Annotated in this window: 22 protein-coding genes; 12 read left to right on the top strand and 10 right to left on the bottom strand. The window is 60.1% G+C overall.

Annotated features, from left to right (window positions below):
* The 8 genes from GSQ83_RS18220 to iolG form a co-directional block, all read right to left on the bottom strand.
* On the bottom strand, positions 1-246 hold a 246-nt coding region (locus GSQ83_RS18220; RefSeq protein WP_158804326.1), incomplete at its 3' end, for a PEP/pyruvate-binding domain-containing protein.
* Between the two features lie 121 nt (positions 247-367).
* A complete protein-coding gene (locus GSQ83_RS18215) occupies positions 368-1,591 on the bottom strand; it encodes a Gfo/Idh/MocA family protein (RefSeq protein WP_216850329.1) in 1,224 nt (407 codons plus the stop codon).
* A 254-nt stretch (positions 1,592-1,845) separates the two neighbouring features.
* Positions 1,846-3,339, bottom strand: coding sequence for a CoA-acylating methylmalonate-semialdehyde dehydrogenase (locus GSQ83_RS18210; protein ID WP_158804321.1), 1,494 nt, complete (start codon positions 3,337-3,339; stop codon positions 1,846-1,848).
* Between the two features lie 140 nt (positions 3,340-3,479).
* The gene (locus GSQ83_RS18205) at positions 3,480-4,610 is read right to left on the bottom strand and encodes a Gfo/Idh/MocA family protein (protein WP_158804320.1); all 1,131 of its coding nucleotides are present in this window, start codon (positions 4,608-4,610) and stop codon (positions 3,480-3,482) included.
* Complete coding sequence (locus GSQ83_RS18200) at positions 4,607-5,569, bottom strand: hydroxyacid dehydrogenase (protein ID WP_158804319.1); 963 nt, start codon at positions 5,567-5,569, stop codon at positions 4,607-4,609. The genes GSQ83_RS18205 and GSQ83_RS18200 overlap by 4 nt, the downstream gene beginning before the upstream one ends.
* Positions 5,569-6,378 carry an HpcH/HpaI aldolase/citrate lyase family protein gene (locus GSQ83_RS18195; protein ID WP_158804318.1) on the bottom strand — a complete coding sequence of 270 codons (810 nt, stop codon included), beginning with the start codon at positions 6,376-6,378 and terminating at the stop codon, positions 5,569-5,571. The genes GSQ83_RS18200 and GSQ83_RS18195 overlap by 1 nt, the downstream gene beginning before the upstream one ends.
* Before the next feature lies 1 nt (position 6,379).
* Positions 6,380-7,816: an NAD-dependent succinate-semialdehyde dehydrogenase gene (locus GSQ83_RS18190; protein ID WP_158804317.1), complete on the bottom strand. Its 1,437-nt coding sequence runs from the start codon at positions 7,814-7,816 to the stop codon at positions 6,380-6,382.
* Complete coding sequence (iolG, locus tag GSQ83_RS18185) at positions 7,816-8,823, bottom strand: inositol 2-dehydrogenase (RefSeq protein WP_158804316.1); 1,008 nt, start codon at positions 8,821-8,823, stop codon at positions 7,816-7,818. Before iolG ends, GSQ83_RS18190 begins: the two co-directional genes overlap by 1 nt.
* 112 nt (positions 8,824-8,935) lie before the next feature.
* Here iolG and iolD point away from each other — a divergent pair, with 112 nt between their 5' ends.
* From iolD to GSQ83_RS18145, 8 genes are all read left to right on the top strand, one after another.
* Positions 8,936-10,807 carry a 3D-(3,5/4)-trihydroxycyclohexane-1,2-dione acylhydrolase (decyclizing) gene (gene iolD / locus GSQ83_RS18180; RefSeq protein ID WP_158804315.1) on the top strand — a complete coding sequence of 624 codons (1,872 nt, stop codon included), beginning with the start codon at positions 8,936-8,938 and terminating at the stop codon, positions 10,805-10,807.
* A 5-nt stretch (positions 10,808-10,812) separates the two neighbouring features.
* Positions 10,813-11,712: a myo-inosose-2 dehydratase gene (gene iolE, locus GSQ83_RS18175; protein WP_158804314.1), complete on the top strand. Its 900-nt coding sequence runs from the start codon at positions 10,813-10,815 to the stop codon at positions 11,710-11,712.
* Positions 11,709-12,524, top strand: coding sequence for an SDR family oxidoreductase (locus GSQ83_RS18170; protein ID WP_158804313.1), 816 nt, complete (start codon positions 11,709-11,711; stop codon positions 12,522-12,524). The genes iolE and GSQ83_RS18170 overlap by 4 nt, the downstream gene beginning before the upstream one ends.
* Before the next feature lie 571 nt (positions 12,525-13,095).
* Positions 13,096-14,706, top strand: coding sequence for a sugar ABC transporter ATP-binding protein (locus GSQ83_RS18165; protein WP_158804312.1), 1,611 nt, complete (start codon positions 13,096-13,098; stop codon positions 14,704-14,706).
* On the top strand, positions 14,703-15,716 hold the full coding sequence (locus GSQ83_RS18160; RefSeq protein ID WP_158804311.1) for an ABC transporter permease: 1,014 nt from the start codon (positions 14,703-14,705) through the stop codon (positions 15,714-15,716). The genes GSQ83_RS18165 and GSQ83_RS18160 overlap by 4 nt, the downstream gene beginning before the upstream one ends.
* A gap of 60 nt (positions 15,717-15,776) precedes the next feature.
* Positions 15,777-16,802, top strand: a complete 1,026-nt coding sequence (locus tag GSQ83_RS18155) for a sugar ABC transporter substrate-binding protein (RefSeq protein ID WP_158804310.1) — start codon at positions 15,777-15,779, stop codon at positions 16,800-16,802.
* 53 nt (positions 16,803-16,855) lie between these two features.
* Positions 16,856-17,917, top strand: a complete 1,062-nt coding sequence (locus tag GSQ83_RS18150; protein ID WP_158804309.1) for an ABC transporter permease — start codon at positions 16,856-16,858, stop codon at positions 17,915-17,917.
* Positions 17,918-18,101: 184 nt separating this feature from the next.
* A complete protein-coding gene (locus GSQ83_RS18145) occupies positions 18,102-18,941 on the top strand; it encodes a TIM barrel protein (RefSeq protein ID WP_216850327.1) in 840 nt (279 codons plus the stop codon).
* A gap of 85 nt (positions 18,942-19,026) precedes the next feature.
* Here GSQ83_RS18145 and GSQ83_RS18140 read toward each other — a convergent pair whose 3' ends face one another.
* Complete coding sequence (locus tag GSQ83_RS18140; protein ID WP_158804308.1) at positions 19,027-19,926, bottom strand: MurR/RpiR family transcriptional regulator; 900 nt, start codon at positions 19,924-19,926, stop codon at positions 19,027-19,029.
* Between the two features lie 575 nt (positions 19,927-20,501).
* Here GSQ83_RS18140 and GSQ83_RS18135 point away from each other — a divergent pair.
* Positions 20,502-20,699: a hypothetical protein gene (locus GSQ83_RS18135; protein WP_158804307.1), complete on the top strand. Its 198-nt coding sequence runs from the start codon at positions 20,502-20,504 to the stop codon at positions 20,697-20,699.
* 200 nt (positions 20,700-20,899) lie between these two features.
* On the opposite strand, the gene GSQ83_RS18130 is transcribed toward GSQ83_RS18135, so the two are convergent.
* Positions 20,900-21,808, bottom strand: a complete 909-nt coding sequence (locus GSQ83_RS18130) for a LysR family transcriptional regulator (protein ID WP_158804306.1) — start codon at positions 21,806-21,808, stop codon at positions 20,900-20,902.
* 99 nt (positions 21,809-21,907) lie between these two features.
* Between GSQ83_RS18130 and GSQ83_RS18125 the strand changes: the two genes are divergently transcribed.
* From GSQ83_RS18125 to GSQ83_RS18115, 3 genes are all read left to right on the top strand, one after another.
* Positions 21,908-22,564, top strand: a complete 657-nt coding sequence (locus tag GSQ83_RS18125) for an HD domain-containing protein (RefSeq protein WP_216850325.1) — start codon at positions 21,908-21,910, stop codon at positions 22,562-22,564.
* 90 nt (positions 22,565-22,654) lie between these two features.
* Complete coding sequence (locus tag GSQ83_RS18120) at positions 22,655-23,944, top strand: ABC transporter substrate-binding protein (RefSeq protein ID WP_158804305.1); 1,290 nt, start codon at positions 22,655-22,657, stop codon at positions 23,942-23,944.
* Complete coding sequence (locus GSQ83_RS18115) at positions 23,944-24,837, top strand: carbohydrate ABC transporter permease (protein ID WP_158804304.1); 894 nt, start codon at positions 23,944-23,946, stop codon at positions 24,835-24,837. Before GSQ83_RS18120 ends, GSQ83_RS18115 begins: the two co-directional genes overlap by 1 nt.
* Positions 24,838-24,938 lie beyond the last annotated feature (101 nt).

The raw sequence follows: 24,938 nt of genomic DNA, 5'->3' as shown, positions 1-24,938 counted from the left end.
CAGGCCGACGGCCTCCTCGACCCGCGCCAGGGCGCTGCGTACCTGGGCGTCGAGATCATCCGGGTATTTGCGGCCATTGTCGTAGAAGGCCGTGCAAAGATCAGTGGTGATGGTGAAACCGGGCGGCACCGGCAGGCCGATCCCCGCCATCTCCGCGAGGTTCGCCCCCTTGCCGCCGAGCAGGTTGCGCATTTCGGCGCGGCCCTCGTTATGGCCGGCCCCGAAGTTGTAGACCCACTTGGTCACCACATCAGCCATCACACGGCTCCCGTGGTTTCCAGTTGCAGGAAGCGGCTAGCATCGGCCACTGCTGCCAGGCCTTGGTCCTCAGCCACTGGCGGACTCAACGGTTGGTCCCCAGATTTCTTCACAGCAACGGCACCCAGATGCCACCCGCCTCATTGCTGTTGGCGCAAGCCTCAATGAACCGCACGCCCGCGGCTCCTGCTTCAGCACCGGTGTATCTCACAAAGCCATCCGGCAACGCGACACCTGCCCGCCGGGCAGCGATCGTGAAACCAACCTCCGCGTAAAGGTTCGCCCAGGCATCGGTGAGCGCTTCACCATGGCCGCGTGGCAAATGAACGAGCCGCTCGGCTGCTGGAAGCATGCCGTTCCCTTTGCCACGATGGATGATCTGCTCGGGGCTGCCGACGAGAGAATAGCGGAGCTGCTCTGGGTATTCCTGATCCCATTCCAGCCCGCCCTTTTCGCCGAACAACCGGAGGCGTAGTCCGGCAGCATTGCCAGGCGCTGCCTGCGTGACCCAGAGAAAGCCCGGTACGCCGCCGGTCAAACGGAGACCAACGAAGGCTGTGTCTTCCATCGGCTTTGGCGCGCCACACACATGAAACTCGGCGCGGAGTTCCTCGGCATCGAGCCCAGATATCGTCTTCAGGAGGTGGTACGCGTGCGTCCCGATATCGCCGACAGCCGAGGTTCTCCCGACCTTTCTGGAATCCTGGCGCCAGGCTGCGGCTCGGTTGTCCGACGCGAAGGGAGCGGTCGCCCAGTCCTGTACAAACTCAACATGAGCCTGCCGTATGCGCCCGATCGCTCCTTGCTCCACCATGACAGCCGCCTGGCGGACCATGGCGTGGTGGGCAAAGGAATAGGTCAAAGCCAAAGTCAGTCCCGTTTTCTCCTGCAACGCGACGAGTTGATCGGCCTCGGCAACCGACATCGCCATTGGTTTGTCGAGGATGACATCGATTCCGCTTTGCAAGAATTCAGTCGCTATCGCTGCATGCGTCCAGTTCGGCGTGCAAATCGCGACTGCTTCAATCCCATCGGGGCGGGCTGCTTCCGCGGCAGCCATAGCACGGTAGTCAGCATAGCTGCGTCCGCCGTCAATGCTCCAGTCGATAGCGGAAAGTGCCGCTACCTTTGGGTCCGTCGACAAAGCACCGGCTACAATATCCCAGTGGCCGGAAAGGCGGACCCCGGAAGCATGCCAGCTTCCGACTTGGCCGCTACGGCCACCGCCCACAAATCCCAGCCGCATCCGGCGGCCAAGGGGCGGCCTACGGAGGCCTTGCTGCATTGTGAAATCAGTCGCGGGGAGGTTGGACGGATCGCACTCTGTCATCATTGATATCTCCCTTTTGGGGCCTACAGCCGGGGCCGGAGGCGATTGTTCCCGTTTCAGGAAACGCTGCGCTTCTAGTCCGGTCCCGCGGTCCCGGCTCGGCGGCGAAGGTCCGATGTACGCCAAAGTTCGGGGGCGCGCCCCTGCGCATTTCCATCTCTTTCGAAGGGAATAATGCGATAGCATCCACCGACGGAGCTCTGGCGTAGGGAACTACCTTTTCATGCGTTCCCGTCGTCTCAGCCACTCATCAACCGTCAGGCTAGCGTGGGCATCACGAAGTCGGCCCCGGCGCGGATACCGGCCGGCCAGCGCGATGTCACGGCCTTATACTTGGTGAAGAACCGCACGCCCTCTGGCCCATGCATGTGATGGTCCCCAAATAGTGAGCGCTTCCAGCCGCCGAAGCTGTGATAGGCCATCGGCACAGGGATCGGCACATTGATGCCGACCATGCCGGCCTGGACCTGATGCATATAGGCGCGGGCGGAATCGCCATCCCGGGTGAAGATCGAGGTGCCGTTGCCGAATTCATGCTCGTTGACGAGCTTGATGGCCGAGGTGAAATCATCGGCGCGGACAACGGAAAGAACCGGCCCGAAGATCTCTTCCTTGTAGATCTTCATCTCGGGCGTCACGTTGTCGAACAGCGTCCCGCCGATGAAATTGCCATTCTCGTAGCCCTGCAGCTTCAGGCCGCGGCCATCCACCACCAGCTTGGCGCCTTCCGCCACACCGGCATCGATATAGCCGGTGACCTTGTCGAGATGGACCTTCGTGACCAGTGGACCCATTTCTGCCGAACTATCCGTGCCCGGCCCGATCTTCAGCGCGCGCACGCGCGGCGCCATGGTCTCGATCAGCTTATCGCCGATGCCACCCACCGCAACGGCCACCGAAATCGCCATGCAGCGCTCGCCCGCCGAGCCATAGGCCGCACCCATCAGCGCATCGACAGTCTTGTCGAGATCGCAATCCGGCATGATGACGGCGTGGTTCTTCGCACCACCCAGCGCCTGCACGCGCTTACCGTTCGTGACGCCTGTATGATAAATATACTCCGCGATCGGTGTGGAGCCCACGAAGCTTACCGCCTGGATGCCTTTATGCTCCAGGATCGCGTCAACGACTTCCTTGTCGCCATGGACCACGCTCAGAACACCATCCGGCAGCCCCGCCTGCTTGAGCAGATCGGCGAGCAGGAGCGAGGCGCTGGGATCGCGCTCCGAGGGTTTGAGGATGAAGCAGTTGCCGCAAGCGATCGCCATCGGCAGCATCCATAGCGGCACCATCACCGGGAAATTGAACGGCGTGATGCCAGCACAAACGCCGAGCGGCTGGCGCAGCGAGAAAGCGTCGATGTCGCGTCCGGCCTGTTCGGTGAAATCACCCTTCAGCAGCTCCGGAGCGGCGGTCGCATATTCCACCACCTCCATGCCGCGGGTGACTTCGCCCAGCGCATCGGAGAGCACCTTGCCATGCTCATCCGTGATGATGGCGGCAAGCTTCTTCGCGTTCTGCTCGATGAGGTCGCGAAAGCGGAACATCACGCGAGCACGCATGAGCGGGGTCGTCGCGGCCCATTTCGGGAAAGCGGCGGTCGCCGCGCGCACCGCGGCATCGACATCGTCACGCGTGCCGAGAACGACTTCGCGCGCGACCGAACCATCCGCCGGCTGATAGACCTTCGCCCGTCGCGCGGAAGCGCCGGAAGTCAGCTTGCCCCCGATATAGTGCTGAACAGTGTCCACTTTCGACTCCTCGCGCGCGATGCGCTGCTTACCAGGTCAGGAAGGCGTGGTCGGGCGACATCGTGAAGCGCTAGTCGTGTATCGGCCACGCCGTTACTCACTGCGACATTGCGGTGGTGCCGGTGGCACCACCCGAGCGTCTAGCCGACTTCCCGCCATGCCGAGGCACGGCTTGAGGCGTGGATCGCCTCCACCAGCGTTTGAATGCGCAGGCCGGCCCGAAAGTTAAATGGTTCAGGACGGCGGTCGGCAATTGCTTCCAGGTACCCGGCCACCTCGATGGCCTTCAGATCGTTGAAGCCGAGCTGATGGCCGGGAGCAACACAGAACAGACCATAGGGAGCGTGGTCAGGGCCGGCCTCGATGCGGCGAAAGCCCTTGCGGCCGCGAGCGTCGTCCGCTGAGAAGAAATTGAGTTCATTGAACCGCTGCTGCGTGAAAGCGAGGGCGCCCTTGGTGCCGAAGACTTCGAAGTCATGCTGCATGGTACGCCCGGTTGCGACCCAGTTACCCTCAACCGAACCAGTGGCGCCGTTCTCGAAACGCAGGAAAGCTCGGCCAATATCATCTACCTCAACGCGGCGGGTGCCGCCTTTGCCATCCGGTCTTTCGCTGACCACCGTCACGCAATCACCCAGGACGCGGGTGATCGGCCCCGCTGCCGGTCCGAGCAGGAACTCAGCCGTGGCCAGTGCATGGCTGCCAAGGTCGGCCAGTGCTCCGCCGCCGGTCGGGTCGTGGCGGAAGGTGAAGGGGCTCAGCGGGTCAGCCATGTAATCTTCCGCGTGAAGACCACGGTAGCCGCGGATTTCACCGAGTTCGCCGGCGGCGATCATCTCTCGCGCCAGGCTGAACATTGGATTGCAAAGATAATTGAACCCAACCTGGGTTTTGACACCCTTGGCCTCTGCCGCTTCCGCCATCTCCCGCGCGTCGCCTGCAATGGGGGCCAAGGGCTTCTCGCAGTAAACATGCTTTCCGGCAGCAATAGCCGCGAGCGCCATCTCTTTGTGGAAGGCATTTGGAGCGGTTATGTTGACGACGTCTATCTCAGGATCTGTGACGAGAGCACGCCAGTCTCCGGTGGAACGCGCAAAGCCCAGCGCGGCAGCGGCTTTCGCGGCAGCCTCTTCGTTGATGTCGGCCAGGCAGGCGAGTTCGGGCTGGAGCGGCAGTTCGAAAACCCGCGACGCCGCAGAGTAGCCGAAGGCATGTGTCTTGCCCATGAAGCCGCTACCGATCAAGCCAATACGCAGCTTGCGCTCCGTCATTTTTTGAAGCCCTTGTTCACGATGAGGGCGGGGTCAAGCCGCCCCGCGAAAAAATCCAGGACGTTCCGCACGGACGCGACGGCCATGCGTTCCGCGGCTTGCGCCGTCAGCCCGGCGACGTGCGGCGTTAGGATTGCCTGATCGAAGGCAAGTATGGGATTGCCTGCAGCAGGCGGTTCGTCGTCGAACACGTCTAGGCCGGCGGCCGCTACGCGACCGTCAGCCAAAGCCGCGGCGAGTGCGGCTTCGTCCACGACGCCTCCCCGGGCCGTATTGACGAGAATGACGCCAGGTTTGACCCGCTGCAATTCCGCATCACCAATGAGCGGCTTGTCTGCCCTGGGCACGTTAATCGATATGAAATCAGCCGACGCAAGTCCGTCCAGCAGACTGTCAACCGCTTCCACCGGTCCTGCGGGCCAGTTGCCGCTGTTGGACAGGAATGGGTCGTAGGCGCGGATATCCATTCCGAATCCTGCCGCCATCCGCGCCAGATGCCGTCCGGCCCGTCCGTAACCCAGTATAAGAAGGCGCTTGCCGCTAACCTCTCCTACTTCAAGTTTATTGCGCCAGCCCCATTTGCCATCACGGACCGAACGATCCGCCCTGACAAGAAACTTCGCACACGCAAGGATGAGCGTCATTGCATGTTCAGCGACGGAGATGGAGTTTACGTCTCCGACAATGCAGAGGGGAATCTCGCGCGCATTCAGTGCGTTGAGATCAACTGAATCGTAACCTACGCCATGACGCGAAACAATCTTGAGTCTTGGCGCCCTCTCCACGGTTTCTGCGGACAAGGGCTGCGTACGGATGATCAGCCCATCAGCGGCGCCGATGAAAGGCGCGTAGCTTTCCTCTGAGACCTCTTCGACATAATCATAGGTCACACCAGAGGTGCTGTTCAGCAGGGCGATGCCCGATCGGTGCAAGCTTCCCGCGATCAGGACGTGAGGCATCAGTAACCCCCTCCCGTCACCTTTGCGGCATTTCCTCCTACGAGCGCGCGGAACTTCGAGACACTCGCGGTGGCCGCGGCTGCGAGCAGCCTCGAATCGCCGGACACGGTGGTCATGTTGAACCCCCAGCCGATCGCCCGTGCGGCGTATTCCGCTGTGCCGCAGTGAAGCGCCCCGCGAATGCCGTGCTTTTTGCAGACAGCTATGATTTCTCGCAGTCTTTCGATCATCTCCGGCTCCTCGCGGTCAAAACCCGGGGTGAGACGGCCACTGGACAGGCTCAGCGCGAGGTCCGCCGGGCCGACATAGATGCCGTCGAGACCAGGGGTGGCTGCAATTGCCTCAAGGTTGCTCATGCCTTGTCCGGTCTCGATCATCGCAAACGCCAGGATCTCGCCGTTTGCTTCCGCAGCGTAATTCGCGCCGGCAGAATAGGCCGCCCGGGTTGGTCCGAAACTGCGCTGCCCGAGTGGAGGATAACGCACATAGCTGACAAACTCCGCCGCCTGCTCGGCCGTATTCACCATCGGGCAAATTATCCCGTAGGCGCCCGCATCGAGGATTTTCATGATGACACCGGGCTCCAGCCACGGCACCCGGGCCATTGTCACGACACCCGAGGCCCGCATCGCCTGTAGCATGGGCAACACGCTCGTGTAATCGAGCGCGCCGTGCTGTACGTCGATGCTTACCGAATCGTATCCCTGGGCGGCCATGATTTCGGCGGTGAAGGGGTTACCTATCGAGCACCAGCCGTTGATCGTGGGTTTCCCCTCAGCCCAGAGCTGCTTAAGCCGGTTGGTGATCATATCAGAAGACTACCTGCGCCAACTTTACGTCTAGGTAGTCGCGGATGCCTTCGACCCCTCCCTCCCGGCCCGTTCCTGAGAAATTCGTCCCTCCGAAAGGCACTTCTGACGCTGCGAGGGCAAAGGAGTTGATGCCCACCATTCCGGCTTTGAGCTCCGCCACTGTGCGGCGGGCGCGTCCTGGCGAACTTGTAAAGGCGTAGGCGGAAAGTCCCATGTCAGACGAATTGGCGCGCGCGATGGCTTCATCATCGCTCGAGAAACGTGTAATCGCGGCGATTGGACCGAAATTCTCTTCCGCCATCACGCGCATATCGTCTGTCACGTCCGTAATAACGGTGGGCTCGTAGAAGTGGCCGCTGTTGAAGCCGGAAGGGCGGCGCCCCCCGGCAAGCACCTTCGCACCGGCAGCCACGGCCTCGGCTACAATTCCCTCAATTTCGGTCACGCGGCGGGCGTTGATAAGGGGACCCATGGCCACCGCTTCATCCAGGCCATCGCCGAGCTTGATAGCTTTCGCCCGGGTGACAAAACCTTCGACAAATGCGTCATGGAGGCTCTCGTGGACATAGAACCGGTCGGGCGTAACGCACACCTGTCCGGCATTGGCATATTTGGTCGCTGCCGTTGCATTCAAAGCCGTAGTCAAATCTGCGTCGCCGTAGACGATGAGCGGCGCGTTGCCGCCGAGCTCCATCGATACCTTCTTCATTGTGTCAGCGGCATCGCGGACCATTTGCTGTCCAACACGGGTAGAACCGGTGAGCGAGACCTTCCGCACCGCTTTAGACGCCATAATTGGCCCGTAGGTCGTGGCGGTTGGTCCAACGACCAGATTCACCACTCCTGGCGGGAGGTTGCCAGCCAGGCAACAGTCAATCATCACCATTGCGACGCCTGGCGTCTGCGAGGATGGGCGAACAATAACGGAGCACCCCGCGGCTAGAGCGGGCGCGACCTTCCGGGCAACCAGCGCGGCAGGAAAATTCCAGGCGGTGAAGGCCGCTGCAATGCCAATGGGCTCGTGGCTCACCTCGTAGCGGCCGCCCGGAACGCGGCTTTCCACTATCCGGCCATAGATGCGGCGGGCCTCTTCCGCGTACCACCGGAACTGATCGGTGCTCAAAACCCATTCGCGGCTCGCTTGCGCAATCGGCTTGCCTGTCTCACTTGAGATCATCCGCGCCGCTTCGGGGGTGCGGCGCGCCATTTCGTCGGCGATGGCGTGGAGGGCGTCAGCGCGCGTGAAGGCAGGAGTGGCACGCCAGCGAGCTAGCCCCTCTTCAGCGGCGGCCAGCGCCGCCTCAGTATCTGCGACACCCGCTTGCGGCACATCTCCCAGAGGAGTTTCCGAGACAGGGCTCATCACCGGCACCGTTTCGCCGTCTGTTGCCTGCCGCCAAGCACCGCCGATGAACAATCCGAACTTTGTATACATCACGCAACCTCCGTTACTTCAACGACACGGCGCTCGGCGATCGACTTGATCGCCGCCTCAGCTAGCACGAGCGCCAGGCGTCCGTCCTCGAAACCGACAACTGCCGGCTGCCCCGTTTCCACCGCTTGCGCGAAAGCGGTAATCTCAGCTTCGAAAGCTTCCGTGTAGCGCTCAATAAAGAAGTCGAGCAGAGGCGCGGCCGTTTCCGTAAAGCCGCGGCCTGAAAGTGTCATGTGATGCGGCCGCCGATTCTCTGAAACGGCAAGGCCCTTGCTGCCGAAGGCTTCCACACGCTGGTCGTATCCGTACGCCGCTTCGCGCGAGTTGATAATGATGGCTTGCTTGCCAGATGCAGTGGTCATCGCAACTGTTACCGTGTCGTAGTCTCCGAGACCTTCCATCAGCGCAGGTGACACGAGACGCGAACCGGTAGCGAAAACATCCACCGGTTCCTCTCCCAAAATGAAGCGCGCCATGTCGAAATCATGGATCGTCATGTCCCGCAGGATGCCGCCGGAAACCTTCAGATAACCCTCGGGTGCGAGCCCCGGATCGCGCGAGGTGACAATGACTTGGTGAAGTTCGCCGATATCGCCAGTGCGGACGGCATCGTGCACAGCTTTATGTCCCGGGTCGAAGCGCCGGACAAAACCGATCTGGATTGGGAGTGGCGTTCCGCGAATAACCGCCGCGCACTGGTTTACACGCGCCAGGCTGAGGTCGATGGGCTTTTCACAGAGTACGGGCTTGCCTGCCGCGACGGCATGTTCCAGAAGATCGGCGTGGGTATCAGTTGCCGTAGCAATCAGAACGGCATCCACCTCGGGGGACGCGAAAATGGCAGCCGCGGACTCCATTACCGGAGCTCCAGTTAAAGCGGCGACAGTTTCTGCCGTGGAACGGTTAATATCGTATATTGCCGCAAGCCGCGCACGCGGGTGTGTCGCGATATTGATCGCATGCATAGCGCCGATGCGCCCGCACCCAAGCAGCGCGATTCTGATCATTAGGACGCCCCCCGTTTTCCGTTCAGCAATTAATGTTGCATTACGCCGGGGTTGTCAATATTAAATGCACCAGCGTATGATGGTCACAACCCGTCTAAAGGGAGGAAACAAAATGACACAGGCGACAATCCGCCTCACGATGGCTCAGGCTGTCGTGGAATGGCTGGCGCAGCAATTCACAGAGGTCGACGGCACCAGAGTGCCTCTCTTCCCGGGCGTCTTCGGGATTTTTGGCCACGGCAACGTAAGTTGCCTCTCGGAGGCGCTGGAGGCGGTCAAGGATAGGCTGCCGACCTGGCGTGGACAGAACGAGCAGTCGATGGCCCTTGCCGCTACTGCCTTCACCAAAGGCAAGCGGCGGCGCCAGATCATGGTCGCCGCCTCGTCCATCGGTCCCGGCGCTTTAAACATGGTGACGGCGGCGGGCACCGCCCACGCGAACCGGCTGCCTCTTCTTTTGCTCGCGGGCGACACATTCACCACTCGCATCCCCGATCCGGTTTTGCAGCAGGTCGAGAACTTCGGCGACCCGACCATGACGGTTAATGATGCATTCAAGCCGGTCACGCGCTACTGGGACCGGATCAGCCACCCCGCGCAAATTCTCTCTTCGCTACCGCAGGCTGTGGCAGCGATGCTTGATCCGGCCGACTGCGGACCAGCCTTTATTTCACTGCCGCAGGACACTCAGGAAATCGCCTTCAACTATCCGAAGGCCTTCTTCGAACCGCAGCTATGGAGCATTCCGCGTCCACGGCCGGACCGGCGGAAGCTTGCGGAAGCTGTGGAACTTCTGAAGACGGCGAAGAAGCCACTGATAATCGCGGGCGGCGGCGTGCGTTATTCGCTGGCGGAGGACGCGGTCGCTGCTTTTGCGGTAAAGCATGGCATCCCGATTGTCGAAACCATCGCGGGCAAAGGGTGCTTAACGCATTATCACGAGGCCCACGCTGGGCCTATCGGTATCGTCGGATCCACATCGGCGAATACTTTGGCAGGCGAAGCCGACGTCATCCTCGCGGTGGGCACCCGGCTGCAGGACTTCACGACTGGGTCCTGGACGGTCTTCAGTCAGACGGCGCGGTTCATATCCATCAATACCGCCCGCTTCGATGCGATTAAGCATCGTGCAGTCGCTGTCGTAGGGGATGCGCTGGAAACCGTAGCCGAGCTCACCCAAGCTCTTGGTGACTGGAAGGTGAAGCCCGACTATATGACCCGGGCTCAGGCCTTGTTCAAGGAGTGGGACGAGCTTCTGGCCAAGCTCCAGGCGCCCAGCAATGCCCCGGTTCCAACCTATGCCCAGGTCGTCCACGTCGTAAACCAGGCAGCAGGAGACGTTGACACAATCATCACCGCCGCCGGCGGTCTTCCTGGGGAAGTCTCGAAAGGCTGGCGCGTGAAGTCGCCGAATACCTTCGATCTCGAATGGGGCTTTTCCTGCATGGGCTACGAAATTGCCGCGGGCTGGGGTCACGCCATGGCCAATAGCGGCCCCGGCGGGCTTGGGGGCACGCCGATCGTGATGGTTGGCGACGGCTCCTATATGATGATGAACTCCGACATCTACTCGACGGTGCTGACAGGCCACAAGATGATCGTCGTGGTCTGCGACAACGGCGGTTTCGCGGTAATCAATCGCCTGCAGCAGGCCAAGGGCGTGCCAGGGTTCAACAATCTGCTCGTCGATAGCCGCGTGAAGAATCCCGGTGCACCCCTGCATGTCGACTTCATCAAGCATGCGGAATCGATGGGTGCGGCGACACGCCATTGCGACAGTCTTGCCGAGCTGGCTCCAGCCCTTGAATGGGCCAAGGCCAATGACCGGACTACTGTGCTGTCCATCACGACAGACGCCTTCGCGTGGACACCAGGTGACGCAGATTGGGATGTTGGCGTGCCTGAAGTTTCCACGCGGGAGTCCGTGCAAGCCGCCCGGAAACACCAGGAGGAAATCCGCACGAAGCAACGCGTTGGGGTCTAACGGTCATGAAAGCAAAGCTAGGTATCGCGCCCATCGCCTGGTGGAATGACGACCTCGCGGAACTGTCGGACGACGTCAGCCTGGATGAATGTCTCCGGCAAACGAGAGAAGCGGGCTTCACCGGTTCCGAAACCGGGCGCCGCTTTCCGATGGATATGAATGAGCTGGGGCCAATTCTGAAACGCCACGGCATCTCGGTGTGTGGAGGATGGTTCTCTGGCCTACTGCTCGATGGGGACATCGAGCAGGAGAAGGACCGGATCCGTGCCCAATTGGACTTTTTCGTTGCGGCCGGCGCGCCCTGCATCGTTTACGGCGAAACGGCGCGCTCAATTCAGGGTATCCGTTCCGCGCCGCTCGCGACCAAGCCCAAGCTCTCCGAAGAGGAGATCCGGATTTACGGGCACAAAATGACGGCTTTCGCCGAGTGGTGTGCGGAGCAGGGCATGCCCATTTCCTACCATCACCATATGGCCGCCCCTATCGAAACCGAGGCCGAGCTTGACCTGCTCATGAAGCACTCCGGTCGGGGTCTGCCACTGCTCTTCGATGCCGGTCATATGGCGTTCGCTGGTGGCGATGTGATGCGCGTAATCGATAAACACCACGCCCGTATCAGTCATGTCCACACGAAGGATGTGCGAGGAGCGGTGATCGATAGCATCGACCGCGCCAAGGAGAGCTTTCTCGACGCAGTGGTGAAGGGAGCTTTCACAGTTCCCGGTGACGGTTCGCTGGATTTTGAATCGATCATCGGAAAACTTGCTTCCTATGGCTACCAAGGCTGGTTCGTCGTGGAGGCAGAGCAGGACCCAAAGAAGAATCCGCCACTCGCGATGGCAAAAAAGGGGCATGCCGAGCTTCTGCGGATTATGGCGCTGACAGGATACGAGGTCGGTCCATGAACCGGATGGACAAAAAGGTCTGCGTGGTGACGGGCGCGACCCAAGGTTTGGGAGCAGCAATCGGCCGGAGGCTCGCGGCAGCCGGCGCCGCAGGGATAGCCGTGACAGGCCGCAACGAGCAGCGGGGCAACACTCTCGCGAAGGGGCTGTCGGAGGAATTCGGCGTGCCAATAGTTTTTATTCGCGCTGACCTCGGCTCCGTCGACGATTGCCGCCGAGTTATCACTGAAACTGATCGGCGCTTCGGCCGCCTGGATGTTCTGGTCAATTCAGGTGCTTCCACTGAACGAGGAACGATCCTCGACACGGATCCCGCCTTATTCGATCGCATCTTCGCAACCAACGTCCGCGGTCCGTACTTCCTGATGCAGGGAGCGATCAAGCTCATGATCCGTGATGGGATCGAGGGCGCCATCTGTAATATCGGTTCGATTTCGGCTCTTTCCGGCCAGCCATTTATTAATGCCTACTGCGCCTCGAAAGGGGCGCTCACGACCTTAACTGCTAATACAGCCTTCTCGGTAGCCGGAAACCGCATACGCATAAATCAGCTCAACGTTGGCTGGATGGCGTCGGATCAGGAACAGAAGAATCAGGCTGCGGATGATCCCGACTGGTTGGAGAAGGCGGCAAAGCAGCTTCCCTTTGGCCGGCTTGTCGATCCAGCGGAGGCCGCTCGCGCCGTGAACTTCCTCGTCTCGGACGACGCAGGGCTGATGACCGGTTCCATCGTGAATTTCGATCAGTCCGTCTGGGGTGCGGCGGCAAGTGGGATGCCCGCTCCAGAAGGCCCGATGAAGTTGCCCGTCTGACCATCATTGCGCCACACGGCCCACCGATTGCGAAACCCGACGCAGATTGCCTACGTTGCTGCAGTCAGGGGCGGCGAGCGGTGTAAGCGGCCGCTCGTCCGGTTGGCTGTCGCGCTCCAAACTCCGGCCACCAAGGCGCGCCAAAGTCCACTGACTCGACAGCCGCTTGCGCGGCCCGGCTGCGCTTCCGGGTGTCTAACCTAGACTACGGATGAACACAGACTGATGCGCGAGTGTTTTCGGCGGCCAAACCCTTCGCGTGAAGAAAGTTTTCCGATGGTCAGCGACGCGCCGCCGCCAATTGTTCAAGGCGCCGGAATCTCTGTTTATCCCGCCACAAGTCAGACCGAACGACTCTGGCCTTATCAGGCTAAAACTGAACATTCGGCACACTCAAGGGAGGTTGACAGGAACCAGATATCGCAATTAATATTGCATTAACAAAAACGCGGAGGAAATTTGGTGTTCTTGGGAGTCGCGCTTGCGCGTTGCCGTAGCGACCTTGACCTCCGTCCACGCTTTGCCGCCTCAACGCATGTTCACTCTCGCCGCGGCGGAATGAGGACGTTTGTTGTTGATCCCGGCTTTGGGGGGTGAGGGGTTGAGTGGATCGGCACTCTATCCAACCGGAACGCAATCTCAGCCCTCCAGCGCCACCGGGCCCGAGATGAAGGGGAACTCGGCGGCCTTATCTCTCACGAATATCAGCAAGTCGTTTTCCGGGGTTACAGTCCTTTCAGGCGTATCGTTCACTGCAGAAGCTGGGCGGGTGCTTGCGATCGTTGGCGAGAATGGCGCCGGAAAGTCCACCCTCAAGAACATAATCTGCGGTTTGCTTCGGCCCGATCACGGCACGATTGAGGTCCTCGGCCAAGAAGTTCCCCATCTCACTCCGGCACTTGCTCGCCAGCTTGGCATCGCGGCGGTTCATCAAGAGCTCAGCCTCTTTCCAAGCTTGACTGTTGCGGAGAACATGTACGTTGGAATGTTGCCAAAGGACAGATGGGGAAATGTCCGCTTGGCTTGGGTGATGGCCGAGTGCCGGAAGCTTTTGCACGACACGCTGGGCGAGCAAATCGATCCCCTGACTCTTGTTGAAGACCTTTCCCTCGGACAGCGCCAGATGGTTGAGGTCGCGAAGGCCCTTGTCCGAGCAAGGAACATCATAATCTTCGACGAGCCAACTACCTCACTTTCGATAGCAGAACGCGCGCGCCTCCTCGAGGCCATACGCAGCCTACGGCTCCAGGGATATAGCGTCTTATTCATCAGCCATTTCTTTGAAGAGATCTACGCCGTTGCGGACGACATCGTCGTACTCCGCGACGGCAATTTCGTAGCTGCGGGTCGGGTGGAGGATCTGCCCCCTCCGGTCGTGGAACGCCATATGGTGGGACGTGAGCTCGCAGCAGTCGACAGGCTCGCACGGCCTCCTATGGAAGATACCGCCAAAACACTGCTCGAGGTGGAAGGCGTCAGCGACGGCGAGCGCGTTCGCGACGTCGCGCTGCGAGTCCGGGCTGGGGAGATCGTCGGTTTGGGCGGTCTTCTCGGTGCTGGACGGAGCGAGTTGGCACAGGCGCTCGTGGGGCTGCGTCCTGCAACGGGATCGGTCAAGGTGGATGGCAAGGTGTTCAGCCACCGCAGCCCTGAGCGGGCTAGGCACCTGGGAATGGTTCTTGTGTCGGAGGATCGCCGCGGTGAACAGGCGTTTCTCAACCGCCCGGTACGGGAGAACCTGCTTGCGGGCCATATTGGCCCCGAGCACCGCCGCTACGGGATAATTTCCCGTTACCAGGAGCGCAAAGCAGCAAATGCCATGGTTCAGGCATTTGGAGTCAAATGCTCCAGTCTTGAACAGGACCTTGTATCTCTTTCTGGCGGCAACCAACAGAAAGTTATTCTCGCTCGCTGGCTGATGGAGAAGCCGCGCATTTGCATCCTCGACGAACCTACCAAGGGAATCGACGTCGGCGCAAAAGCGGAAATCCATATGCTGGTGAGGCGGCTGGCGGAGCAAGGGACCGCCGTCATTCTTATATCATCTGATATGCCAGAGCTGATGGCGCTGTCTCACCGGATCGTCATCATGCGGAAGGGCGAGATAGTGGGTGAACTCAAGGGCCACGAGTTCGAGCCGGATACAATTCTTAGGCTCGCATCCGTAGGGTCACGTACATGACGTGGTTTAGGAGACTAAGGCTCGGAGGAAATTCCGGTGTCCTAATTGTCTTCATCGTGCTGGTTCTGGCTGGTTTTGGCCTAATACGGCCAGCCTATCTGACCGGTTCTAATCTGAGCAATATCCTGGTCCAGGCGACGCCGGTCGCAATTGCGGCCATTGGCATGACCTACGTCATCCTCCTGGCCGATATCGATCTCTCAATCGGATCGACGATGTACTTGTCCGTGGTCGTCGCGACCATGCTGACATCATCATCCAGCGCGTTGATGATCACACCCTCGGTCTGGGTTTACCCCGTCGCGATTGTCACTGGCCTGATACTCGGGTCGGTGAATGCTGCGCTTATCAGCGTGCTGCGCATAAACGCACTCATTGTTAGTCTAGGGGCACTTTATGCTTACCAAGGAATTGGGCTGGCTCTGACAGGCGCTGGCACACAGCTCACCAGCGGGCCAATCACCTGGCTCGGCACTGCCAAAGCCGGCGGCACGTACGTTGTCGTTCTCCTGACCATAGCAGCGAGCATCCTTGCCGCGGCGTTTCTCAAGTTCCGCAGTAACGGCAGGTTGCTCTACGCCATAGGCAGCGATCCACGATCGGCCAAGGAATCCGGCCTATCTCGTCCGAGAGCCCGCTTCGTAGCGTTCGGCCTCGCAGGTGTTTGTGCTGCTGTGGCAGGTCTTATCAACGTTGGTCAGGACGGCACGCTTGATGCGACCCTCGGTTCGGATTTCGCGTTCACCGTCATCACCGCCGTAGTCGTTGGTGGAACTTCGCTCTTTGGTGGCAGAGGCACCGTGCTGGGAAGCATGCTGGGTGCCCTGCTGCTGGCAGCGATCGAAAACGGCCTCAATGTCATTAACGCCTCGATCTACGTCTATGACGTGGTTCAGGGTGTCGTTCTCGTTGCCGCAATTCTCTTCGGAGCCGCATCCCAAAAGGCGGGGTTCCGCGCGGCGGCGGGAAAGCTGTTTTGGACTCGCCAGACGTTAGAAAAGGGTGCCTGAAGTCACCGGCGCGCGCGCCCCAGCGTCTCATAGACATATCAATAAAGGAAGGAACTATCCATGAAGATCAGGACTTTCGACCCCGCGGGAACAAAAGGGCAAAGCCGAGCATTTCTTGCCGCCGGTGTGTTGTTCGCCGCCGCCGCAACGGCCTTCGTGTTTCCGCACGGTGCGCGCGCCGCAGGAAGCGTGCCAACGATTGGCGTTACCTTTGACAAAATGGATGACACCTTCAGGATTGGTGAGAAGAAGTATCTCGACATCTACGCCCAGCAGATGGGCATAAAGTTAATCTATGATGATGCGCAACAATCTGCGGCGACCCAGTCTTCGCAGGTCCGCACACTAATCGCCCAGCAGGTCGCGGGAATTGTTGAAATCCCGTGGGATACCCATGCTGTTGCGGCCGACGTCAGCGCTGCGAAACTCGCCAAAATTCCACTGGCGGTCATGGATCAAGAGCCTGCGACTACAGCTGATCTCTTCTACTACGTCGGCGGAAGCCCATGTGGTGATGGGCGGATGGCGGGCGAATTCATGGTCACCGAGGCCGCTAAGGGCAAGCACCTGAACATACTCGAGTTGCTCGGCTCTCTCAACAGCGCGAACGGACTCGAGCGTTCAGGATGCTTCGAGAAAGCAGTCGCTACATCCTCAAACATAACGATCGTGGCCAAGTCGCCCACGAATTGGCGCACCAATGAGGCATTCAAGGCAACTCAGAACGCCCTGCAGCAGCATCCCAATATCAATGCTGTTTACACACCGTGGACGGGTGGCCTCCCGGCTATCTACGCATCTTTAAAAGCGGTACACCGGCTGTTCCCCGTCGGCAATCCGGATCACGTTGTTACGGTCAGCATCAACGGGGATCAAATTGGCTGCCAATATGTCGGAGGCAATATGGATGATCTCGACATTGCCACCCCCCTTCCGGCCATGGCGAAGTCAGCGCTTGTTGCGATTTCGAACTCCATCAACAAGCATGAAAGCCCCAATCCGAGCGTCGTCGAACTCCCAGGCCTGCCTTACACGCCGGCCAACTTCGCGCAGATGAAGTCAAAAGTCTGGGGCTGCGGCGGCTGAGCCGCCTGGGGTAAACAGACCGCCGCGTTCCGTGCTGGTTAGGAGCAGCTCGTATGATTGAGATCCCCGCCACGAAAGGCGGACACCTGCCAGCCCGCACACTGCTCGGCCGGGAGGGGATTCCTCCCGGCCGTTGGGGTTTGGTGCCGGCGGTGCGGCAGATAGTCTCTGTTCCCATCCTGCCGATCACGATTCTCATCTACGGCATCCTCGCCTTGACCACGCCGGGGTTTCTTTCCTGGACAAACGTCGAGAACTTGCTGGTCTCGATGTCCGTACTCGCTATCGCGGCGATAGGCACGACCGTCGTGTTCCTCATAGCTGGCATAGATCTGTCCGTCGGCTCGACGATTGCCCTTGCATCGATTATGGGCGCCGTCGTCACCCGCGACACCGGCATGATATTTTTAGGGCTTGCCACCGCTGTCCTGACTGGAGCCGCGATTGGTTTGTTCAATGGGATATGCGTTGGAATCCTGCAGCTATCTCCGTTTGTTCTTACCCTCGGGGCGCTCCTCGTAGCGCGCGCTGTCGGATATATGGTGGCATCCGCCGCAGCGGGAGGAGGCGCCACCGGCGCCGCCTCAGTCGGACCTCTGCCTCCGTCCGTACTCAACTTCGGGCGAAGCACGATTGCCGGGATTCCGACCCTCTGGTGGATTGCGCTGATATTTGTCGCCGGATCCGCGCTGGTTCTCTCCCGGACCGATACCGGGCGCGGCTGGTATCTTCTTGGTTCGAGCGCGCGGGCCGCTCTGTTTAGCGGATTACGCACCCGTTGGCTGAAATGCCTTGCTTACCTGGTGGCGGGTACCCTCGCAGGGCTTGCTGGGTTCATACTAATGGTGACCCTTGGCTCAGGGGACGCCACCGCCGGCGACAATCTGCTGCTCCAGGTCATCGCAGCCACGGTGGTCGGGGGAACCAGCTTGTTCGGTGGTCTCGGAGGGGCTTGGAGGACCTTCGGCGGGGTGTTTTTGATCGTGGGATTGACAAATGCCCTGAACTTTCATGGGTTGGCCTCCTGGTATCAGGAAATTGTGGTCGGCGCTGTCATCGTCCTTGGTACCGCACTTGCGGTGTTCGTGCAGGCGGCGCAGGCCCGCTCGAAGTAGGATTATTTGTCAAGGTCTGGATGAGCACCTTGCTGAGTTAGTCTCGGACCACTATTCGCCGCTGGCTGACGCCAGCGTTGCGCGCTTGGGACGTTTCTCATTCACCGAGGGTGTTGCTGAACCCATCCGCGGCGCGCGCTTTGCCCGATAGATGTCTTACAGAACATGGAAGAGGAACGTCGCAATGAGAGAATTGCCGAACCATGGCGGAAGCATGCGGTTTTCGCTGAATCATATGGTGGCGCCTCGCGTCCCCTTGTCAAAGCTCTTCACAATTGCCAAGGCAGTAGGCGTCGATGCGGTCGAGATCAGGAACGACCTTGATGACGTGGAAATACTTGATGGCACGAGCGCGGCGGAAATAAGAGAAGGGGCATCATCATCCGGCATAGAAATACTATCTATTAATGCCTTGCAACGATTCAATGATTGGTCGAAAGAGCGCGAGGGCGAGGCCCGCTCGCTGATCAACTTCGCGTCGAAGTGCGGGGCGGCATCCATCGTGCTTTGTCCCGTGAATGACCCGAACTACGATCCCCTGCCTGACGAGAAGGCCAAATTTCTCCATGATGCGATTCTAGGCTTAAAGCCCATACTCGAAGATGCTGGAGTTGTCGGACTGATTGAACCACTTGGATTTAGCCAGAGCTCATTGCGTTCCAAACGCTCGGCCATACAGGCGATCCGTGACGCTAATGCCGAACGTATTTTCAGGCTCGTGCATGATACCTTCCATCACTTCGTAGCAGGGGAGGGGGATGTCTTCGCGGATTTCACGGGCCTCGTGCACGTGTCAGGAATTACCGACGCTGCGCTAAACCGGGAGGATATGCGGGACGGCCACAGGGGCCTAGTATCTTCTGACGATCTCATTGGCAACTTAGAACAGCTAAGCGCCTTACGGCAGGGTGGCTATGCCGGCGCGGTGTCATTTGAGCCTTTCGCTGCGTCGGTCGCAAAGTCATCCAATATCACAGGCGATCTGAACGCAAGTATTGGCTATCTCCGTGGAGCAATGATCTAGGCGGGACCGCTTTTTTGGGCACGACTGGTGCCGGCGGAGGGCGCCAGCGCGTGTGGCGGCGTCCTGAACGCGGTTGTCGCGTGTCCTATGTCTGAGTAGCAATTGGAATCCTGGGCTGGCGGGTTTCGTTTTGAAGCCGCGAGGCCAAGGCAACGATGAGCGATTGGGCCAGACACATCGGCGCTGCCAGCGAACGCGAGAAGGTATACTCGTGCTCCGGCACGGCGAAGAGCACACGCGCGTTCTTGGCGAGCGGTGACAGCGTGCTGTCGCTAATCGCCACAACTGGCACACCCCGTCCAGCGGTTTCCTCCACGACATTGACGACCTCATTGGCGTAGAAGCGGAACGAGATCGCGAGCAAGAGGTCACTCGACCGGATGACTTTGGCCGTATGCGTCGCAAGCCCTCCCGCGGAGTCGAGCAGTACTGCGCGCTTGCCAAGCATCGTGAGGACATAGTGGAGGAGTCCGACCACGGGTGCCGACCGGAGCTGGCCTATTAAGTAAATTGTGTCTGCGTGTTCCATGAGCGTGACAGCCTCCGCAATTCTTTCTGCGGTAACGCTCGTCAGCAGATCTTGCAGAGACGATATGTCACGCACAATCAGGTCCCGCAGGAAACTCATCTCGCTGCGGTCTTCGCGAGCTCCGAGTTCGTCCTCAAGTGCCTTTACTCTCGCATTAAACCCGGGGGCCGCCGTCGAGAGACGGCGCCGGAAGACCGCCTGAAGTTCTTTGAACCCTTGGTAACCGAGAGACTGTGCGAAGCGCACACAGCCCGATGCGTGAATTCCACACTTTTCGGCGATTGCGTGTATCGAAGCGACCGCTACGTCGTTTGGGTTCTGCGTCAAGTAGACCGCTATCTTCTGATAGGAGTTGCTCATCTCCGCATGGCGGTCATGGATAATCCGGATGAGTCCCTCATACGTCTCTGGCGGCCCTCGCCGGGCTTTCTCTCGCTTTTTCTCTGGAACCTTCATTTCCTGTGACGATCCATTTTGACAATCCCGCTTAGTCAGCCCGGCTCCGGGCGCCTATGGCCCACCAAGAGGCTTAATTTGCCTTGCTTGTCCACACCTGTCTTCAGGCAAAAGTAAAAACTCACTTGTTAGATGATCGGCGCAGCCACCTCAGCAGCTATCATGCAATAGCTGATGACTGTTGCGCCACCGCCGCTAGCTTGTCTGTGCGTGATGGACTTGGCGACGCGTTGATCAACCCGCGATTTTGCTGCTTCTTGCGTGGTTGACGGACTACCCAGTGGCTATTGAGCCGGGAGCTCTCTTGCAGGCAGCCAATCCCAAACCCTGAGTACGCCTTGGCAAAGACCCGCGGCGCCTCGAAGGATATTCATTTGCGACGAAGACGATCCACGTCATGCAAGCTTGCTACGACGTAACCAAAGAAGCAGCGGACTCGCGCATGCATGTGAGCCCCACCGACGAAACACCGCATTAATTTCCTCGACATCACCGGGATTGAAGTGATCCATTATTAGCGTTGCTCCTTCGGCCTCGACGCTGGCGACCCCGCGCTGAAGCCACTAGAGGACCGATTGGCGCAGAAGCCCACCATCAAGGTGCCGACGGTGACGCTCGATGGCGCGACCTACCCGCTCAAGCCCGGAGGCACAGCAGATCACGCCGGCATGTTCGTCGGTCTGCACGAACACTACGTTGTCGACGCGGGACATAATCTTCCGCAGCACGTCAACGCCCCCGCTGGTAGCTACTTCGGCGATTGTGCTCTGTGACGGAGCGAGCCACTTCTCGCACCAGAGTCCTACTCCTCATCTCAGCGCAAGATCATGCGGAGTCCGCGGGTGCCATGGCGATAAATATCAAGTTTGCGAACCCGGAGTGCCCGTTCCTGCGAATCCGATCTGACGATATTTCGAGATAGCTGAAAGGTTGACTACTTGGCCGATCACGGTGCGTCTGGCAGATCCTCCGGTCAGTTCTCCTCCGGCTCAACCAGCCGGGTCTGGGCCATGGCATGGCGCGCCAAGGCGATCACCTCCTGTGTGATGCTGTCGCTATCGGCAAAGCGATAGATTGCGAAAAGACGAGAAGGATGCAGCGGCAGCGCGCTTTCAAAGCTCCTCAGGATACCCGCGGCGAGTGACTTTTGCACTAGGCGCCGGGGCAACAGACTGGCGCCGAGCCCTGTGCTCACCAGCTGCGCGACGACGGTCGGGCTGCTGCACCGGCAGATTACGTGCGGCTCCAACCCCGCTTGCCGAAACCATTCGGTGATCTGACGCCACATCGGCGTGGGCGGCGGATTGGTGATGATGACAATCCCCCGCAGATCCGAAGGATGCAAAGGCGAGGGCAGGTTGAAGCGAGGCGCTGCGGCCCAGACCACTGGTTGGATGCCGAGCGGCACTAAGGTCAGCTTCGGATCTCCGGTCGGGTTGATCGCGAAGGCGATGTCCAGCCGCCGGTGCAGCACGTCTTGCTCAAGCTCCGAGCTGGTGCTGACCGCGAATTCTAGCCGCAGGGCTGGGTAACGCGCGGCGATGATTCGCATATAGTCGGACAGGCAGGCCTGGGCGAAAGTTTCCGGCACGCCTATGCGCAATACACCGCTATGTTGCCAGTTATCGTCGACGATCGAGCGGATTTTGTCGTATTCCTCCATGACCGAGGCGACGCGCGGCACCATCGTCTCGCCGCGTTGGGTAAGGATGAGGCCGCGCCCGGCCCGCTCGAAAACGGGGCTACCAAGCTCCGCCTCCAGCTGATCTATCCGGAGCGATATGGTCGGCGGGGCGAGGCCGAGATGCCGAGCGGCCTCCTTCAGCGAACCGAGACGTGAGACCCAGTAGAAGGCTTCGAGCTGCGCGAAGGTTGGCCGCATAGTTTTGGAAACCTGAATCGAGAAACGAAAAACTTCCTAATTGTCCTATCCATCACGGCGCCAGTAACCTTGCAACTAAGAAGACAGGGGGAGCTGAGAATGATGAAGGGTTTCGCCGCCGAGCTCTCCGATGAGCTCCGGGCGGGTATTTTGGCCGATCTGCCGGAAATTGACCTTATCGCGGATGAGGCACTGCGCCGACAAACCACCGATGCCTGGGCCATTGCTTTGTCTTCGTCGAGCTTTCGGCGCGTGCGAGATATTCCTGGCGAGGCAACGCCAGGGTCGTTGATTCTCAAGGAGGGCGGCCAGGATCTGCATCTGCGCGGCGTGACACGGCTCGCGGTCGGCCATCTCGACTATTTCGCCGGCGCGTTCCCGCAAGCCGAGATCGACCGTGATATCGTTATTGCCGGCGGCATCTGCCACGACGTCGGCAAGACCTTCGAATTCGACCCGGAGAACCAGCGGCGCTGGAACGCGGATGGCAGCCGCTACGGCTGGCCCTCGCTGCGACATCCGATCTACGGCGCGCATGTCTGCCTGCTCGCTGGCCTGCCAGAATCGGTGGCTCATATTGCCGCCTGTCACTCGCCCGAGGGCAACAACGTGCGGCGCAGCCTGGAATGCATAGTGATCCACGAGGCCGATGTAGCCTGGTGGCGTATCGCTGCCGCCTCCGGTCTCGTCAGGCCCGAGACGCTGACGCCCGAGTTTGCCCGCATGTTTGATCCTCGGCCGCTGCGCGCGGCATGAGCGAACCGGCTAACGATAAGAAGCCGGAAAGGCAATGAACGAGCCTTGCGTCAACAAAAACAGCGACGATCCAGAGGAGGAGAAACAAGCATGGCCCAGAAGACATCGCTAGTCGTCAAACGGCGCGACCTGCTGAAGGGTGCAGCGGTCGCATCGGGCATCGCGGCGACTGGGGGCGCCCTGGCGCGCCCCGCCATCGCCAAGGACACCACGATTACCGCCATCACGCTGGGGCAGGGCATCTTCGGCCAGCCCTTCGTGGATCTGACGCCGGAATTCACCAAGCAGACCGGCATCAAGGTCAATCTGATCACGATGGGCTACAACGAATCCATCCAGAAGCAGGTCGCCGCCTTCGCCGCGCACAGCAGCGCCTATGACGTTGTGCAGATCGACTCGATTTATCTCAAAGGCTATGCCCAGGCGGGGCATATTCAACCCCTCGACAATCTCATCGCGGCCGATCAGCTGAAGGATTTCTTCAGCGATATTCCGCCCGCGCTGCGCGAGATGTATGCCGCCAAGGATCATACCTACGGCATGGCGACAGTCGCGAATTGCCAGCGCCTGATCTACAATGGCGCTCATCTCAAGGCGGTCGGCCTAGGCGTGCCGCAGACATGGGATGAGCTGCTGACGGGTTGCCAGAAGGTCGTCGATCCGGCTGCTAAGCGCTATGGATTCATCGCCGGGACGGAGCGGCTGATTAAAGCCTTTTCGGTCTGGCTGCCGATCTTCTGGGCAAATGGCGGTGCGCTCTTCGACGACAAAATGCACCCGACCTTCGCCGACCAGACGGGCGTCGATGCGCTCGCCTTCTTGCTCGAACTGGTCAAGACCATGCCGACCGGCGGCGCCGCCTATACCGAGGCAGATGAGACGAAGGCGATGGCGACGGGCCTCGGCACGCTGGACCCGGTGGCCTGGATTCCCGATGCCATCGTCACGGCGCCGCCCAACGTCAGGCCGCAGCTCGGCAGCGCAGTTTCGCCCAAGGGCAAGGTGCGCAATGCGCCGGTGATGGGCGGCATGGGTCTCACCGTCTCGAACTACTCAAAGGATCCGAAGGCGGCCGCCGAATACATCGCCTGGTTCAACAGCCGGGATGTGCAAAGCAAGGACCTGGTGCCGCATGGTGGCCAGCCCTGCCGCAACTCCGCCTGGGACGCGAATATGGGCGCCAAACCATGGTTCCCGGCGGTCTCCGCCAGTCTCAAGGTCGCGATGGTGCGGCCGCAGCTTCCCGAATGGGGGCAAATCGACAGCGCAGCCGGTGTGCAGCTCAGCAGGGCCTTTGTGGGGGAAATCACGCCCAAGGAAGCTTTGGAAAATGCGCGAAAGGCGGCCGACGGCATCATGAGGGACGCGGGCTATTATTGATGCGTAGGGGATCGTGGAACGGCGCTTACGCCTATCTGGCGCCGAGCCTGCTGTGCCTGGTGGTGACCATCGGCTATCCGCTAGTCGCGGCCGCCTCCACCAGCTTCTATCGCTGGAACCTCATGTCGGGGCTCAAGCGGTGGACGGGTTTTGGGAACTACCTGCAGATTTTCCAGGATCCCGAAACGGCGCAGGTCGCCGTCATCACGATCATCTATACAGTGCTCTCCGTGACGCTGGAGCTGGTGCTGGGCTTTGCTTTGGCACTGCTGTTCCGCCACGGCCTGGCGCGCCGGCTGCGCGGCTTTCCGATGATGCGCGCCATCCTTTGCGTGCCTGTGGTCGTGGCGCCGCTGATCTGGGCTTTCTATTTCAAGAGCATGTACAGCCCGCAATTCGGGATGTTCAACATCGTTCTCGGCTGGTTCGGCCTGAACCCGGTGCCATGGGTCAATAGCCCCGCGATCGCGCTCTATAGCCTCGTCATTGCCGATGTCTGGCAATGGACGCCGTTCATGTTCGCGGTTCTGCTCGCCGGGCTGCTCACTTTGCCAGGCGATGTGACCGAGGCCGCGAGGGTGGACGGCGCGAGCCCGCGCCAAATCCTCTGGCGTATCGAGCTTCCCCTGTTGCAGCCGGTGTTGATGGTGGCGCTGTTGCTGCGCATGATCGATGCGTTGAAGAATATCGATCTCTTCATCGTTATCACCCAGGGCGGACCCGGGACGAGCACCGAGATCCTTAACTTTTACGCTTACAGCAAGAGTTTCCAAGATTTCCAGGTCGGGCGCGGCGCGGCCCTCGCGCTGATCGTCTTCGTCGTCATCATGGCGCTCGTGGTCGCCCTTATGGCTGCCATGCGGCGCTTCGGGTCGGCGGAGAGCCAGGCATGAAGCTCCGCATCCTCTATATCGTGGCGCTGCTGTCCTGTGGCTTCGCCATCCTGCCGCCGTTGTGGGCGCTCTACGTCTCGCTTTCCGTTCATAACGAGACG

The organism is Acidisoma sp. L85 (genome assembly GCF_009765865.1).
GTDB lineage: Bacteria > Pseudomonadota > Alphaproteobacteria > Acetobacterales > Acetobacteraceae > Acidisoma.
Note: the sequence above shows the minus strand (reverse complement) of the source record. Positions and strands in the feature narration are given on the sequence as shown.

Coding starts and splice junctions, on each gene's coding strand:
- GSQ83_RS18125 (WP_216850325.1), top strand. CDS start 21,908: ATGATGAAGGGTTTCGCCGCCGAGCTCTCCGATGAGCTCCGGGCGGGT.
- GSQ83_RS18170 (WP_158804313.1), top strand. CDS start 11,709: ATGAACCGGATGGACAAAAAGGTCTGCGTGGTGACGGGCGCGACCCAA.
- GSQ83_RS18215 (WP_216850329.1), bottom strand. CDS start 1,591: ATGATGACAGAGTGCGATCCGTCCAACCTCCCCGCGACTGATTTCACA.
- GSQ83_RS18200 (WP_158804319.1), bottom strand. CDS start 5,569: ATGCCTCACGTCCTGATCGCGGGAAGCTTGCACCGATCGGGCATCGCC.
- GSQ83_RS18190 (WP_158804317.1), bottom strand. CDS start 7,816: ATGTATACAAAGTTCGGATTGTTCATCGGCGGTGCTTGGCGGCAGGCA.
- GSQ83_RS18195 (WP_158804318.1), bottom strand. CDS start 6,378: ATGATCACCAACCGGCTTAAGCAGCTCTGGGCTGAGGGGAAACCCACG.
- GSQ83_RS18120 (WP_158804305.1), top strand. CDS start 22,655: ATGGCCCAGAAGACATCGCTAGTCGTCAAACGGCGCGACCTGCTGAAG.
- GSQ83_RS18140 (WP_158804308.1), bottom strand. CDS start 19,926: ATGAAGGTTCCAGAGAAAAAGCGAGAGAAAGCCCGGCGAGGGCCGCCA.
- GSQ83_RS18155 (WP_158804310.1), top strand. CDS start 15,777: ATGAAGATCAGGACTTTCGACCCCGCGGGAACAAAAGGGCAAAGCCGA.
- GSQ83_RS18160 (WP_158804311.1), top strand. CDS start 14,703: ATGACGTGGTTTAGGAGACTAAGGCTCGGAGGAAATTCCGGTGTCCTA.
- iolG (WP_158804316.1), bottom strand. CDS start 8,823: ATGATCAGAATCGCGCTGCTTGGGTGCGGGCGCATCGGCGCTATGCAT.
- GSQ83_RS18205 (WP_158804320.1), bottom strand. CDS start 4,610: ATGACGGAGCGCAAGCTGCGTATTGGCTTGATCGGTAGCGGCTTCATG.
- iolE (WP_158804314.1), top strand. CDS start 10,813: ATGAAAGCAAAGCTAGGTATCGCGCCCATCGCCTGGTGGAATGACGAC.
- GSQ83_RS18145 (WP_216850327.1), top strand. CDS start 18,102: ATGAGAGAATTGCCGAACCATGGCGGAAGCATGCGGTTTTCGCTGAAT.
- GSQ83_RS18115 (WP_158804304.1), top strand. CDS start 23,944: ATGCGTAGGGGATCGTGGAACGGCGCTTACGCCTATCTGGCGCCGAGC.
- GSQ83_RS18130 (WP_158804306.1), bottom strand. CDS start 21,808: ATGCGGCCAACCTTCGCGCAGCTCGAAGCCTTCTACTGGGTCTCACGT.
- GSQ83_RS18150 (WP_158804309.1), top strand. CDS start 16,856: ATGATTGAGATCCCCGCCACGAAAGGCGGACACCTGCCAGCCCGCACA.
- iolD (WP_158804315.1), top strand. CDS start 8,936: ATGACACAGGCGACAATCCGCCTCACGATGGCTCAGGCTGTCGTGGAA.